Origin of the sequence: Streptomyces sp. 147326 (assembly GCF_045000215.1) — a bacterium.
Taxonomy (GTDB): Bacteria; Actinomycetota; Actinomycetes; order Streptomycetales; family Streptomycetaceae; genus Streptomyces.
In genome coordinates, this window is the sequence record NZ_CP134201.1 from 6,452,405 (window position 1) to 6,466,642 (window position 14,238).

The following is a 14,238-nucleotide window of genomic DNA, read 5'->3' on the forward strand; positions in this document are numbered from 1 at the left end:
TACTGCGCCGGTCTGCGTCCGTAGAACGCCGCGAAAGTCCCCTCTTCCTGCCTCGTGCAGTGTCCGCATGCTGGAATGGCGTATCCGCTTCTCGGGATTGTCGTCATCATGTAATCTGCACGAAATTTCGCAGAGGGCCAACGTCGTCCCTCGGCTATGCACATATGCCACGACGACGACGGGAGAGCCGATGCGTTCCGCATCCACGCACTCCGCGACCGGCCCCAGCACCACTGCCTGGTCGCCCATGGACGGTCGCCCCGCCCAGCAGGGCATGTACGACCCGCGCAACGAGAAGGACGCCTGTGGCGTCGGATTCGTGGCGAACCTCACCGGCGAGGCCACCCACACTCTCGTTGAGCAGGCCCTGACCGTATTGCGGAACCTCGAGCACCGCGGCGCGACCGGCTCCGAGCCGGACTCGGGCGACGGCGCCGGAATCCTCAGCCAGGTCCCGGACGCGTTCCTGCGCGAGGTGGCCGGCTTCGAGCTCCCCGAGGCCGGCGCGTACGCCGTCGGCATCGCCTTCCTCCCCGCCGACGGCACCGCACAGGCCGTCGCCGTGGAGCAGATCGAGGCCATCGCCGCCCAGGAGAACCTGACGGTTCTCGGATGGCGCGAGGTCCCGGTCACCCCGGACCTGCTCGGCAACGGCGCCCGCGCCACCATGCCGGCCTTCTCCCAGCTGTTCGTCAGCAACGGGACGACCGGCATCGAGCTGGACCGCAAGGCCTTCGTGCTGCGCAAGCGCGCCGAGCGCGAGGCCGGCGTCTACTTCCCGTCGCTCTCCGCCCGCACCATCGTCTACAAGGGCATGCTGACCACCGGCCAGCTGGAGCCCTTCTTCCCCGACCTCTCCGACCGTCGCTTCGCCTCGACGCTCGCCCTGGTCCACTCGCGGTTCTCCACGAACACCTTCCCGTCGTGGCCGCTCGCCCACCCGTACCGCTTCGTCGCGCACAACGGCGAGATCAACACGGTCAAGGGCAACCGCAACTGGATGAAGGCCCGCGAGTCCCAGCTGGCCTCCGAGGCCTTCGGCGACGGCGTGCTGGACCGGATCTTCCCGATCTGCACCCCGGACGCCTCCGACTCGGCCTCCTTCGACGAGGTCCTGGAGCTGCTCCACCTCGGCGGCCGGTCGCTCCCGCACAGCGTGCTGATGATGATCCCGGAGGCGTGGGAGAACCACACCTCCATGGACCCGGCCCGCCGCGCGTTCTACAAGTACCACTCCACCCAGATGGAGCCCTGGGACGGCCCGGCCTGCGTCACCTTCACCGACGGCACCCAGGTCGGCGCGGTCCTCGACCGCAACGGTCTGCGCCCCGGCCGCTACTGGGTCACCGACGACGGCCTCGTCGTCCTCGGCTCCGAGGTCGGCGTGCTCGACATCGACCCGGCCAAGGTCGTCCGCAAGGGCCGCCTGCAGCCCGGCAAGATGTTCCTCGTCGACACCGCCCAGAAGCGGATCATCGAGGACGACGAGATCAAGAACGAGCTGGCCGCCGCCGCCCCGTACGCGGAGTGGCTGGAGACCGGCGAGATCGAGCTGTCGGACCTGCCCGAGCGCGAGCACATCGTGCACACCCACGCCTCGGTCACCCGCCGCCAGCAGACCTTCGGCTACACCGAGGAAGAGCTGCGCGTCATCCTCGCGCCGATGGCCCGTACCGCCGGCGAGCCCCTCGGCTCCATGGGTACGGACTCTCCGATCGCCGCCCTGTCCGAGCGCCCCCGGCTGCTCTTCGACTACTTCACCCAGCTCTTCGCGCAGGTCACCAACCCGCCGCTGGACGCCATCCGCGAGGAGCTCGTCACCTCGCTGCTGTCCTCGCTCGGCCCGCAGGGCAACCTGCTGGAGTCGACCGCCGCGTCCTGCCGCAGCGTCACCCTGCCCTTCCCGGTGATCGACAACGACGAGCTGGCCAAGCTCATCCACATCAACGCCGACGGCGACATGCCGGGCATGAAGGCCGCCACGCTCTCCGGCCTCTACCGGGTCTCCGGCGGCGGCGAGGCGCTCGCCGCGCGGATCGAGGAGATCCGGGGCGAGGTCGACGCGGCCATCGCGAACGGCGCGCACCTGATCGTACTGTCCGACCGCCACTCGGACGCCGAGCACGCGCCGATCCCGTCGCTGCTGCTCACCTCCGCCGTGCACCACCACCTCATCGCCACGAAGCAGCGCACCCAGGTGGGCCTGCTCGTCGAGGCCGGTGACGTCCGCGAGGTCCACCACGTCGCGCTGCTGATCGGCTACGGCGCCGCCGCGGTCAACCCGTACCTGGCCATGGAGTCCGTCGAGGACCTCCTGCGCGCCGGCACCTTCCTGACCGGCCTGGAGCCGGAGCAGGCCATCAAGAACCTGATCTACGCGCTCGGCAAGGGCGTTCTGAAGGTCATGTCGAAGATGGGCATCTCGACCGTCGCCTCCTACCGCGGCGCCCAGGTCTTCGAGGCCGTCGGCCTGAACGAGGACTTCGTCGGCACCTACTTCGCGGGCACCGCCACGAAGATCGGCGGCGCCGGCCTGGACGTCATCGCCAAGGAGGTGGCCGCACGCCACGCCAAGGCCTACCCCGTCTCCGGCATCGCGGCCACGCACCGCGCGCTGGAGATCGGCGGCGAGTACCAGTGGCGCCGCGAGGGCGAGCCGCACCTGTTCGACCCGGAGACGGTCTTCCGCCTCCAGCACGCCACCCGCAACCGCCGGTACGACATCTTCCGGCAGTACACGGACCGCGTGAACGAGCAGTCCGAGCGCCTCATGACGCTCCGCGGCCTCTTCGGCTTCAAGAGTGACCGCCCGTCGATCTCCATCGACGAGGTCGAGCCGATCTCCGACATCGTCAAGCGCTTCTCCACCGGCGCCATGTCGTACGGCTCCATCTCCAAGGAGGCGCACGAGACCCTCGCCATCGCCATGAACCAGCTGGGCGCCAAGTCCAACACCGGTGAGGGCGGCGAGGACCCGGACCGTCTCTACGACCCGGCGCGGCGCTCGTCGATCAAGCAGGTCGCCTCCGGCCGCTTCGGCGTCACCTCCGAGTACCTGGTCAACGCGGACGACATCCAGATCAAGATGGCGCAGGGTGCCAAGCCCGGCGAGGGCGGCCAGCTGCCCGGCCACAAGGTCTACCCGTGGGTCGCCAGGACCCGGCACTCCACCCCGGGCGTCGGCCTGATCTCCCCGCCGCCGCACCACGACATCTACTCCATCGAGGACCTGGCTCAGCTGATCCACGACCTCAAGAACGCCAACCCGGTCGCCCGCATCCACGTGAAGCTGGTCTCCGAGGTCGGCGTGGGCACGGTCGCCGCGGGTGTCTCCAAGGCCCACGCGGACGTCGTCCTCATCTCCGGCCACGACGGCGGTACGGGCGCCTCCCCGCTCACCTCGCTCAAGCACGCGGGCGGCCCCTGGGAGCTCGGCCTCGCCGAGACCCAGCAGACCCTGCTGCTCAACGGGCTGCGCGACCGGATCGTCGTCCAGACGGACGGCCAGCTCAAGACCGGCCGCGACGTGGTCATCGCCGCGCTGCTCGGCGCCGAGGAGTTCGGTTTCGCGACCGCGCCGCTCGTCGTCTCCGGCTGCGTCATGATGCGCGTCTGCCACCTGGACACCTGCCCGGTCGGCATCGCCACGCAGAACCCGGTCCTGCGCGAGCGCTTCTCGGGCAAGCCCGAGTTCGTCGTCAACTTCTTCGAGTTCATCGCGGAGGAGGTGCGCGAGCTCCTCGCCGAGCTGGGCTTCCGCACGATCGAGGAGGCCGTCGGCCACGCCGAGCTCCTCGACACGACGAAGGCCGTCACGCACTGGAAGGCACAGGGTCTCGACCTGGAGCCGCTCTTCTACGTGCCGGAGCTGCCCGAGGGCGCGGTGCGCCACGCCCTGATCGAGCAGGACCACGGTCTGGAGAAGGCGCTCGACAACGAGCTCGTCGAGCTCGCCGCCGACGCGCTGAACGCGGACTCCGCGGAGACGGCCCAGCCGGTCCGCGCCCAGGTCGCGATCCGCAACATCAACCGGACCGTCGGCACCATGCTCGGCCACCACGTCACCAAGAAGTTCGGCGGCGCGGGCCTGCCCGACAACACGATCGACCTGACCTTCACCGGTTCGGCCGGCCAGTCCTTCGGCGCCTTCGTGCCGAAGGGCATCACCCTCCGCCTGGAGGGCGACGCCAACGACTACGTCGGCAAGGGCCTCTCCGGCGGCCGGATCGTGGTCCGCCCGGACCGCGGCGCCGACCACCTCGCCGAGTACTCCACCATCGCCGGCAACACCATCGGCTACGGAGCCACCGGCGGTGAGATGTTCCTGCGCGGCCGCACCGGCGAGCGCTTCTGCGTCCGCAACTCCGGCGCCCTGGTCGTCTCGGAAGGCGTGGGCGACCACGGCTGCGAGTACATGACCGGCGGCACCGCGGTCGTCCTCGGCGAGACGGGCCGCAACTTCGCGGCCGGCATGTCGGGCGGCGTCGCGTACGTCATCGACCTCGACCCGAACAACGTCAACGTCGGCAACGCGGACGCCGTAGAGGCCCCGTCCGACACCGACAAGCAGTGGCTGCACGATGTGGTGCGCCGCCACGAGGAGGAGACCGGCTCGACCGTGGCCGCGAAGCTCCTGGCTGACTGGTCCGTCGCGGTGGACCGCTTCAGCAAGATCATCCCCACCACGTACAAGGCAGTGCTCGCCGCCAAGGACGCCGCTGAGCTCGCCGGACTCTCGGAATCCGAGACCACGGAGAAGATGATGGAGGCGGCGACCCATGGCTGACCCGAAGGGCTTCCTCACCACCCAGCGCGAGACCGCCTGCACCCGTCCTGTCGCCGACCGGCTGAAGGACTGGAACGAGGTCTACGTTCCGGGCTCGCTGCTCCCGATCATCAGCAAGCAGGCCGGCCGCTGCATGGACTGCGGCATCCCGTTCTGCCACAACGGGTGCCCGCTCGGGAACCTGATCCCCGAGTGGAACGACTTCGCGTACCGCGACGACTGGTCGGCGGCGAGCGAGCGGCTGCACGCCACGAACAACTTCCCGGAGTTCACCGGGCGCCTCTGCCCGGCCCCGTGCGAGTCGGCGTGCGTCCTCGGCATCAACCAGCCGGCCGTCACGATCAAGAACGTCGAAGTCTCGATCATCGACAAGGCCTGGGACAACGGCAACGTCACCCCGCAGCCGCCGGAGCGCCTCTCCGGCAAGACGGCCGCCGTCATCGGCTCCGGCCCGGCGGGTCTCGCCGCGGCCCAGCAGCTGACCCGGGCCGGCCACACCGTGGTGGTGTACGAGCGCGCCGACCGCGTCGGCGGCCTGCTGCGCTACGGCATCCCCGAGTTCAAGATGGAGAAGGTGCACATCAACCGCCGCATCGAGCAGATGCGCGCGGAGGGCACCAAGTTCCGTACCGGCATCGAGGTCGGCCGCGACATCACCGCCACCGACCTGCGCAAGCGGTTCGACGCGGTGGTCATCGCGGCGGGCGCCACGGTCTCCCGCGACCTCCCGGTCCCGGGCCGCGAGCTGAACGGCATCCACTTCGCGATGGAGTACCTGCCGCTCGCGAACAAGGTGCAGGAGGGCGACTTCATGGCGCCCCCCATCACGGCCGAGGGCAAGCACGTGGTCGTCATCGGCGGCGGCGACACCGGCGCGGACTGCGTGGGCACCGCCCACCGCCAGGGCGCGGCCTCGGTCACGCAGCTGGAGATCATGCCGAAGCCGGGCGAGGACCGCAACGCCAACCAGCCCTGGCCGACCTTCCCCATGCTCTACAAGGTCACCTCGGCGCACGAGGAGGGCGGCGAGCGGGTCTACTCCGTCTCCACCACCCACTTCGAGGGCGACGAGGACGGCAACGTCCAGTCCCTGCACCTGATCGAGGTCGCCTTCGAGGGCGGCAAGCTCGTCCAGAAGCCCGGCACCGAGCGCGTCCTCCCCGCGCAGCTGGTCACCCTGGCGATGGGCTTCACGGGCACGGACCAGGCCAACGGTCTGGTCGACCAGTTCGGCCTGGAGCTGGACGCCCGCGGCAACATCGACCGCGACGCCTCCTACGCGACCAACGTCGACGGTGTCTTCGTCGCCGGCGACGCGGGCCGCGGCCAGTCGCTCATCGTCTGGGCCATCGCGGAAGGCCGCTCGGCCGCCCGCGGCGTGGACCGCTTCCTGACCGGCACCAGCGCCCTCCCGTACCCGGTCAAGCCGACGGACCGCTCGCTGACCGTGTAACACCCGAAGTACCCCCGCCCTTCGTGGGCGGGACCCCTCATACGGTCCGTACAACGGAGTGCGGAACTCTGACACAGCGCCCGCCATGTCCCCGACCAGGGATGGCGGGCGCTGTGGCGTTGTGTAGTCATATCGATGCGTTCCGTTGTTGCGGCGTCGCGGCGAGGACTACGCTCTTCCGCGGAGCGAGGGCACTGCGGAAGGGGGGAGTTGGCTCATGGCCAAGCCGAACGACGAGAGTGGCGCGGAGACGCCGGACGAGTTCGCCCGTGAGGAATTGCGGGGGAAGCGGGAGGCGGCGGGGTTGACCCAGGAGGGGCTGGGCGAGCGGATCTTCGCCACCGGGGCGTACGTCGGGATGATGGAGAACGGGCGGCGTCGACTGCGCCCTGAGATCGCAAAACTCATCGACAGGGAGCTGGGCACCGGGGACTACTTCTTCCGGCTGGCCAGGGCGTTCAAGTCCAAGCACAGCGAGTACTTCGCCGCCGCGGCCGAGTTGGAAGGCCTGGCGACGGCCACCTATGAGTACGCCTGCACGCTGGTTCCCGGGCTGCTCCAGACGGAGGACTACGCCCGGGCCGTGATCCGGGCCGCCGGCCCGACCGCGCTGGCCGAGCGTGTTGAGGCCCTGGTCGCGGCACGCATCGAACGCGCACGGCTCCTCGTCGATCCGGAGACCCCCGAGATGTGGGTAGTCCTGCACGAGTCGGTGCTGCGGACAGTGGTCGGCGGACCTGCTGTGATGGCGGCTCAGTTGCGGCACATCGCTTCGTACGTTCGCGCCCACCGGATCACCGTCCAGGTTGTGCCGTTCGCAGCCGGGGCCCATGGAGCACTGGGCTCGATGGTGCGCATCATGCAGTTCGCCGATGCGCCCGACGTGGCGTACACGGAGGGCCCCTATGCGGGGCAGCTGCTCGATTATCCGGCTCTGGTTCGGCGCTACTGGAGGTCATACGATCTTGCCAGGGCCGCTGCGCTGTCGCCGGAGGTGTCCCTGACCTTGATCGAGTCGGTGGCGGAGGAGTATGCGACATGTGCGCAGACGTGAACGGCTTGTCCTGGCGGAAGTCCTCGTACAGCAATGGGGACGGCGGCGACTGCCTAGAGGTGTCCGACGGCCTCCCCGGTGTCGTCCCCGTCCGCGACAGCAAGCTGGCGGGCGCCGGCCCGGTCCTCGCGTTCCGGGATTCCGCGTGGGCGCCGTTCATCGAGGCCGTGAAGCGCCGAGCCTGATCTCGTTCCGCAACTGCCGGCGCCCGTCAGGTCCCCGGCCGGGGACGACGGGCGCCGGGCGTCACCCGTGGGCGAGGGCGGCCGCCTCGCGTACGGCTGTGGCGACGGCCGGGGCGTCCTTCTTCAGGATCCCGCCGTGGTTGCTGGGGACCTTCGCGCTGAGCTGGATGTTCGGCTTGCGCCGGAACACCGGGTCGAGGCCCGCGCGGATGCGTTCCTGCTCGTCGCCCTTGCTCCCGAAGGACGTTCCCGAAGCCAGTACGTAGCGCACCGGGACGGTGATGTCGTCCAGTACGGGGCCCAGTTCGCGCTCGCGAGCCAGTCGGCCGACCTCGATGTTGCTGTTCGCCATCTGTTCGGCGGTCATCCGCGGGGTCAGGCCCGTCGGGCGCAGCAAGAGCATCAGCCAGCCCATCCGCTTGAAGGAGCGGCGGATCCTGTGCTCCATCTCCTCGGTGAGCCAGTCGTAGGGCTGTGCGCCGTCGACCAGGACCGCACCGAGGGCGCGGTCCGGATTGCGGCTCGCCCAGTGGGCCCCGACGAACGCCCCGTAGGACCAGCCCACTACCAGCGCCCGGTCCACGTCCCTGGCCGCGAGGACGGCGTCGACGTCCCGGACGGCCGCCTCGAAGGAGTAGTCCGCCGAGCGCCTCGACTTCCTGCCGCGGGCCCGCTCGTCGTAGGTGATGTGCCGCCACTCGGGTCCCAGGTCGGCGATGACCCGCCGCCAGTTCCCTTGCGTGGCGAAGTGACCGTTGAGGTAGACCACGGGGGTGCCGGGCCCGTCGGAATCGGTGACGGCGAGGGCCGTGTCGTCGACCGGCACCATGCCGGTCCACGGCGTCGTCATATCGTCCCCCCGGTCGTGTCCCCGGCCTCCTCGGCGCGGGTGAGGGCTTCGGTCAGTTGCTTCTTCGCGCGGGCGGGGACGTAGCCGCCCTCCGAGTAGTTCTGGGCGAACGCGTCGAGGAACTCCACCGGGTCCTCACCGACGACCTCGCGGATCGGCGTCCCGTCCGCCGCGGCCTGCTCGAAGAGGTCGGCGAGGTCCTCGAACATCGATGCGTTGCTGTCGCCGTCGGTGGGCACGAAGTGCATCAGGTAGCGCTCGATCGCCTCGGTCGCCACACGGTGCGCCTCGGGGAACTCCTTGACGCGCGCCTTGTACGCCCGCCAGCGCTTCTTGGGGCCGATCACCTTCGCGATGAAGCCGCTCTTCTCGGCATCGGACATGGTCACTCGCCTCCTTCGCGGAGCTGTTCCAGTCGTTCCGTGAGGAAGCTCCACGTCCTCCAGAACTCTTCGAGGTAAACCCGCCCCTCGGCGTTGAGGGAGTACACCTTGCGCGGCGGCCCCTTCTCGGAGGGGATCTTCTCCACGTCGACGAGACCGCGCTTCTCGACCCTGATGAGCAGGGCGTAGACGGTCCCTTCGGCGATGTCGGAGAACCCCTGCTCCCGCAGCCATGCCGTGATCTCGTAGCCGTACGCGGGCCGGCCGGACAGGGTCGCGAGGACGATGCCCTCCAGCGTGCCCTTGAGCATCTCCGTCAGCAGCTTGGCCATGGCACACCTCCTCTCCGAGCTATTCGGTGTTGCTGAGTACCGGTATACCGTAACGCTGACTACCGGTACCTAGCAAGGCCGAATAGTGAAGCGGTCGCGCAACTCCGTCCACTCGAAGGCCGGGGTGGGCACGTTCATCTCCGGCACGCTCAGCGACGACTCGCTGTCCGAGCACGAGCCGCTGCGCCAGGAGCTGCAGCGCTGGCTCGACAAGGCGCGGGCCGCCGGGCTGGGCGAGGAGAGCATCGAGGCCCTGTTCCTGAGCACCTTCCGCGCCCGAACCGGCACGGACATGCACACCGAAGAGGAGAAATGACCGCCATTTTGGAAGCCCGCGCGCTGGGCAAGCGGTACGGCCGCAAAGAGGCGCTGAGCGACTGCACCCTGAGCGTGCCGGCCGGGCGGGTCGTCGGTCTGGTCGGGCCCAACGGGGCCGGCAAGTCGACCCTGTTGCAGCTGGCCTGCGGGCTGATCGGCCCGAGCTCCGGCAGTATCGAAGTGCTCGGCGGCCGGCCCGCCTCTGGGCTCGGGCAGCTGGCCAAGGTCGGTTTCGTCGCCCAGGACACGCCCACGTACGCCGGGCTGTCCATCGCCGACCACCTGAAGCTGGGTGCCCGGCTGAACCCGGGGTGGGACGCGCAGCTGGCGGAGGACAGGATCCGGCAGCTCGGCCTGGACCCCGCCCAGAAGGCCGGCAAGCTCTCCGGCGGCCAGCGCGCCCAGGTGGCCCTGACCCTCGCCGTGGCCAAACGGCCCGAGCTGCTGATGCTCGACGAGCCGGTCGCCGCTCTGGACCCGCTGGCCCGGCGGGAGTTCCTGCAGAGCCTGATGGAGTTCGTGGCCGAGGAGGGGGTCACCGTCGTGCTCTCCTCGCACCTGGTCTCCGACCTGGAACGGGTCTGTGACCACCTGATCTCGCTGGTCGCCTCCCGGGTCCAGGTCGCAGGGGACGTCGACGACCTGCTCGCCACCCACTTCCGGCTCACCACCGCGCGCCGGGACGCCGCCACCCTGCCCGCGGGCATGCACGTCATCCAGGAGACCCACACCGAGCGGCAGAGCACGTTCATCGTGCGCTCCGACACGGCGGTCCAGGATCCTTCCTGGATCCTCGAGCCCCTCAATCTGGAGGACCTGGTCCTCACCTACATGAGTCAGGCCTCCACCGCCGGGCGCGGCCCCCGACCCACTCCGGAGGACCAGCGATGATCTGGCTGACCTGGCGCCAATAGCGTGTCCAGACGCTCGTGGCCCTCGCCGCCCTGGCCGTGCTCGCGATGTTCCTCGTGGTCACCGGCCTCCAGATGCGCGACCTCTACGACAGCACCGTCGCGCACTGCGGGGACGACTGCGGAACGGCCAGGAACGCACTGGTAGTCGAGTACCAGAACCTGACCTACTACGTCACGAGCCTGCTGCTCGCCGTGCCCGGCATCATCGGGGTCTTCTGGGGCGCCCCGTTGATCGCCCGTGAACTGGAGACCGGCACCCACCGGCTCGTCTGGAACCAGAGCATCACCCGCGGCCGCTGGATCCTGGTCAAGCTCGGGGCCGTAGGGCTGATCGCCGTCGCCGTCACCGGGGTGCTCAGCCTCCTGGTGACCTGGTGGGCGAGTCCCATCGACCGGGTCAACCTGGACCGGTTCACGCCCCTCATGTTCAGCGGCCGCGCGGTCGTTCCCCTCGGCTACGCGGCGTTCGCCTTCACCCTCGGAGCCTGCGCCGGGCTGCTGATCCGGCGCACCGTGCCCGCGATGGCCGCGACGCTCGTCGCTTTCGTCGCGGTCCAGATCCTCGTGCCCTTCGTGATCCGCCCGCACTTCGTGACGCCGGAGCATGCCGATGTCACGCTCAGCTCCCTCGTCATGGCGCCGGTCGGCGGGGGCGGGGAGTCCGGTGCGCCGAAGGACGGCTGGAACGGGAACCACATCCAGCTGAAGGGTGCCGGTGACGACTCCTACCTGCGGGTCGGAGTCCTCAAGCCCGGCGTCTGGGTGGTGTCCGACCCCGGTGCGGTGCTCGACGCGTTTGACCGGGAGGTCCGCGGTGCCCGGGGCTGCGCGGACCGCACGACGGACCCCTTCGAGTGCTTCGCCACGTCGGACCTCCACATAGAGGTCGACTACCAGCCCGCCGACCGCTACTGGACCTTCCAGTGGGTCGAGACCGGCATCTTCCTCGCGCTCTCCGGGCTGCTGGCGGGGTTCTGCTCCTGGTGGCTGCGCCGTAGGACGGCCTGACCGGGACGAGGAGAAAAGAGCGGCCGAAGCCAACGCAACTGGCTTCGGCCGCCCCTTCGACTCTACTGGCGCCGAGTACGGGACGACGCCCGGCGGGCACCGGCCGTCACCTGCCGAACGACGGGGCCGGGCCCGGTTCGCTCGTGCGGGTGATGCGGAGTGCCTGCGGGGCGGTGCAGCGCAGCGCAGGGCAGCGCGGGTCGGCAAGATCCGGACGGGGCGACCTGGGCCGGACGGACCATCCGGGCTGCTCCGCCGCACAGTTGAGGGGCGCGCGGTCTGGTAACCATCTGCACCATGGCCCCCACCCGAACCCTGCTGAGCGGGCTGCTCGGCGCCGCCGCCCTGCTGCTCTCCGTCCAGCCGTCCCTCGCCGCCGCCGACCGGCAGACCGTCGACTACCACGGGCTGCGTCTCACTGTCCCCGCCGACTGGCGGGTCGTCGACCTCGACCGCGACCCCGGCGCCTGCCTCCGGCTCGACCTGCCCACCCTGTACCTCGGCCACGCCGGCACCCAGAGCGAATGCACCGGCCGGGCCGTCGTCAGCCGCGCCGACACCCTGCACCTCGAACCCCTCGAGGGGGCTCCCGACCGCGCCGACGTCCCCACCGTCACCGTGGAGACCGCCACCGAGCTGCCCGAAGCCCCCCACCCCTCCGCCAGCAACGAACTGCGCTACGCCCTGCTCCGGCCCGGGGTCATGGCCACCGTCTCCTACGGAGCCGCGCCCGACGCCGTGCGCAGGGTCCTCACCCGGGCCCGCACCGTGAGCGCCGCCACCCCCGCCCCGCGCCCCGCGGCGCCCGCCGTGGCCCCCGGCGGCGCGGACCACCACGGCGTCCAGGAAGCCTTCAAGGGGGAGGGCTTCGACGCCTGCACCGCCCCGACCCAGAAGGCCATGGACACCTGGCGGGCCGATTCCCCCTTCCGCGCGATCGGTGTCTACATCGGCGGCCCCGCCCGGGCCTGCGCCCAGCCGCGGCTCACCGCCCGCTGGGTCGAACGGCAGGCCGCTGCGGGCTGGCACCTGATGCCGATCTGGGTGGGACCGCAGCCCTGGAACAGCCCCAGCACCGGCCTGTCCACCGACCCCTCCGAGGCCAACGGGCAGGGCAGGGAGGCCGCCGAGGGCGCGGTGGACGCGGCCCGGTCCCTCGGAATGCCCGAGGGCACGGTGCTCTACAACGACCTGGAGAACTACACGGACCGCGCCACCTGGGACGCCCCCGTCGTCGCCTACCTGACCGCCTGGACGCAGCGGCTGCACGAGCTGGGCTTCCGCTCCGCCGCCTACGTATCGGTGAGTTCCGGGGTCAAGGCGCTCAGCGCCCACCACCACCAGGCCCCCCAGGCCATGCCGGACGTGCTGTGGGCCGCCCGCTGGAACCTCTCGGCCTCCGTCGGCGACGCCGACATGGGCCTGCCGGCGGGCACGGCCCAGTGGGCCGGCCCGCGCCGGGCCCACCAGTTCCGCGGCGACCACAACGCCACGTACGGCGGGGTCACCATCAACATCGACCGCAACTGGGTGGACGTGGACCCGGCCGCCCTCGGCCCGATCGGCGGCCTGCCCCCGCTCAGCTAGCCGAACCGCTCAGCTAGCCGAACCGCTCAGCCGGCCGCGCCGCCCGGCTCCGGCTCGCCGGCCTCCGGCCCGCCCGGCTCCGGGTCCTCGCGCGGCGGCTCGTCGTCGTTGCCCCGGCGGACGGTGTGCGTGCCGCGCGCCGGGGTCCACGACCGCAGCACCAGGTCATCGCCCTCCACAGCGATGTGGACGACCTCCGTCAGATCGGCGTAGAAGAGGTGGAAGGGGTGCGGGGTCTCCGTCTCCTCCGCGTACCGGTGCAGCTCGGGCGGGTCCACCAGCTCCACCGCCCGCCCGGAGATCCGTACGTCCCCGTCGGGCATCTCCTCGCCCTGGCCCGGATTGGTGTGCAGGGCGAAGCGCGGGTCGTGCTGGAGGTCCCTGGCCTTCATCGAGCCCGCCATCATGCCGAGCCACAGCTCACCGCCGCGGATGTCGACGTTCAGCCCGGACACCCGGGGAGAGCCGTCCTTGCGGAGGGTGGCCAGGACATGGTGCGGGTACTGCGCGAAGCGCGCCTGGACGGCCGCCGCGAACTCCGGCTCCGCCTTCTCGAAGACTGCCCAGCTGGTGTGCGTCATACGTCCATGAAAGCGCGCGGCAGGGGCGGTCCCGGGTCAGGCGCGCACGATGCCCGCGCCGCGCGCCGCCGCCAGCCAGGCCGGGAACTCCCCGACCAGCCGGTCGTACAGTTCCGCGTCCGGGACGGTGCGCGGATCCAGGCCCGCGTGGAAGTAGCCGGCGTTGTCCACCACGCGACGGGACGGCACGGGCAGTTCGTCCAGCCGGCGCAGGAAGTCGAACTGCGTGCTGCGCGTGTTGCCGAAGCCGACGAACTGCCAGAAGAGCGGCAGCCGGGCCGCCTTGCACAGGTACTTCTCCGCCGCGAGTTTGTTGATCGGCCCGCCGTCGGTCTGGAAGACGACGAGGGCGGGCTGCGTCGACCCCGAGTCGAGGTAGTGATCGATCACCGCGTCCATCGCCGCGTGGTAGGCCGTCTTGCCCATGTGGCCGAGCCGGGAAGCGATCTCGGTGACCCTCCCCTCGTGCCCGGCCAGGGAGATCTCCTCCACCGCGTCCACCTCCGTGGAGAAGAAGACCACCGGTACGCGGCCGTCGTCGTCCAGGTGCGCGGACAGGCCCAGCACCCGGTCGGCGAGGGCCTGCACACTGCCGTCCTCGTAGTACGGGCGCATCGACCCGGAGTAGTCCAGCACCAGGTAGACCGCGGCGCGCCCGCCCTCCAGGCCGTACTTGCGCAGGGAGACCCCGGCGCTCTTGTAGAGGCTCACGAGGGCCGGAGCCGTCTCCTCGACCTTGCGGAGGTCCATCGCACTGCCCGTCATGCGGCGAGGGTACGTCAGAGCG

The 14,238-nt window shown here is 70.5% G+C and carries 13 protein-coding genes; 8 read left to right on the forward strand and 5 right to left on the reverse strand.

The annotated features are described in order from the left end of the window. Window positions 1-247: 247 nt before the first annotated feature. The 4 genes from gltB to RIU97_RS29585 all read left to right on the forward strand — a co-directional run bounded on the left by gltB (window position 248) and on the right by RIU97_RS29585 (window position 7,478). Window positions 248-4,786, forward strand: a complete 4,539-nt coding sequence (gene gltB, locus RIU97_RS29570; protein ID WP_404962987.1) for a glutamate synthase large subunit — start codon at window positions 248-250, stop codon at window positions 4,784-4,786. Beyond that, window positions 4,779-6,239, forward strand: coding sequence for a glutamate synthase subunit beta (locus tag RIU97_RS29575; protein ID WP_404960650.1), 1,461 nt, complete (start codon window positions 4,779-4,781; stop codon window positions 6,237-6,239). Before gltB ends, RIU97_RS29575 begins: the two co-directional genes overlap by 8 nt. A 217-nt stretch (window positions 6,240-6,456) precedes the next feature. Further along, window positions 6,457-7,293, forward strand: coding sequence for a Scr1 family TA system antitoxin-like transcriptional regulator (locus RIU97_RS29580; RefSeq protein ID WP_404960651.1), 837 nt, complete (start codon window positions 6,457-6,459; stop codon window positions 7,291-7,293). Then, on the forward strand, window positions 7,278-7,478 hold the full coding sequence (locus RIU97_RS29585) for a DUF397 domain-containing protein (RefSeq protein WP_404960652.1): 201 nt from the start codon (window positions 7,278-7,280) through the stop codon (window positions 7,476-7,478). Before RIU97_RS29580 ends, RIU97_RS29585 begins: the two co-directional genes overlap by 16 nt. A gap of 61 nt (window positions 7,479-7,539) precedes the next feature. Here RIU97_RS29585 and RIU97_RS29590 read toward each other — a convergent pair whose 3' ends face one another. From RIU97_RS29590 to RIU97_RS29600, 3 genes are read right to left on the reverse strand one after another with little or no spacing between them, the layout of a single operon-like run. Next, entirely contained in the window at window positions 7,540-8,328 is a 789-nt protein-coding gene (locus tag RIU97_RS29590) for an alpha/beta fold hydrolase (RefSeq protein WP_404960653.1), read from the reverse strand. Beyond that, entirely contained in the window at window positions 8,325-8,711 is a 387-nt protein-coding gene (locus RIU97_RS29595; RefSeq protein ID WP_404960654.1) for a DUF1048 domain-containing protein, read from the reverse strand. The genes RIU97_RS29590 and RIU97_RS29595 overlap by 4 nt, the downstream gene beginning before the upstream one ends. A 2-nt stretch (window positions 8,712-8,713) precedes the next feature. Next, window positions 8,714-9,043 carry a PadR family transcriptional regulator gene (locus RIU97_RS29600; RefSeq protein ID WP_404960655.1) on the reverse strand — a complete coding sequence of 110 codons (330 nt, stop codon included), beginning with the start codon at window positions 9,041-9,043 and terminating at the stop codon, window positions 8,714-8,716. A gap of 85 nt (window positions 9,044-9,128) precedes the next feature. Between RIU97_RS29600 and RIU97_RS29605 the strand changes: the two genes are divergently transcribed. The 4 genes from RIU97_RS29605 to RIU97_RS29620 all read left to right on the forward strand — a co-directional run bounded on the left by RIU97_RS29605 (window position 9,129) and on the right by RIU97_RS29620 (window position 12,870). Then, a complete protein-coding gene (locus RIU97_RS29605; protein WP_404960656.1) occupies window positions 9,129-9,359 on the forward strand; it encodes a hypothetical protein in 231 nt (76 codons plus the stop codon). Then, window positions 9,356-10,252, forward strand: coding sequence for an ABC transporter ATP-binding protein (locus RIU97_RS29610; RefSeq protein ID WP_404960657.1), 897 nt, complete (start codon window positions 9,356-9,358; stop codon window positions 10,250-10,252). The genes RIU97_RS29605 and RIU97_RS29610 overlap by 4 nt, the downstream gene beginning before the upstream one ends. Window positions 10,253-10,290: 38 nt before the next feature. Further along, entirely contained in the window at window positions 10,291-11,283 is a 993-nt protein-coding gene (locus tag RIU97_RS29615; RefSeq protein ID WP_404960658.1) for an ABC transporter permease, read from the forward strand. A 297-nt stretch (window positions 11,284-11,580) separates the two neighbouring features. Next, on the forward strand, window positions 11,581-12,870 hold the full coding sequence (locus RIU97_RS29620; protein ID WP_404960659.1) for a DUF1906 domain-containing protein: 1,290 nt from the start codon (window positions 11,581-11,583) through the stop codon (window positions 12,868-12,870). 26 nt (window positions 12,871-12,896) lie between these two features. Here the strand turns inward: RIU97_RS29620 and RIU97_RS29625 are convergent, their stop codons facing one another. Then, window positions 12,897-13,451, reverse strand: a complete 555-nt coding sequence (locus tag RIU97_RS29625; protein ID WP_404960660.1) for a pyridoxamine 5'-phosphate oxidase family protein — start codon at window positions 13,449-13,451, stop codon at window positions 12,897-12,899. Window positions 13,452-13,487: 36 nt separating this feature from the next. Next, on the reverse strand, window positions 13,488-14,216 hold the full coding sequence (locus RIU97_RS29630) for a vWA domain-containing protein (RefSeq protein ID WP_404960661.1): 729 nt from the start codon (window positions 14,214-14,216) through the stop codon (window positions 13,488-13,490). Window positions 14,217-14,238: the final 22 nt, after the last annotated feature.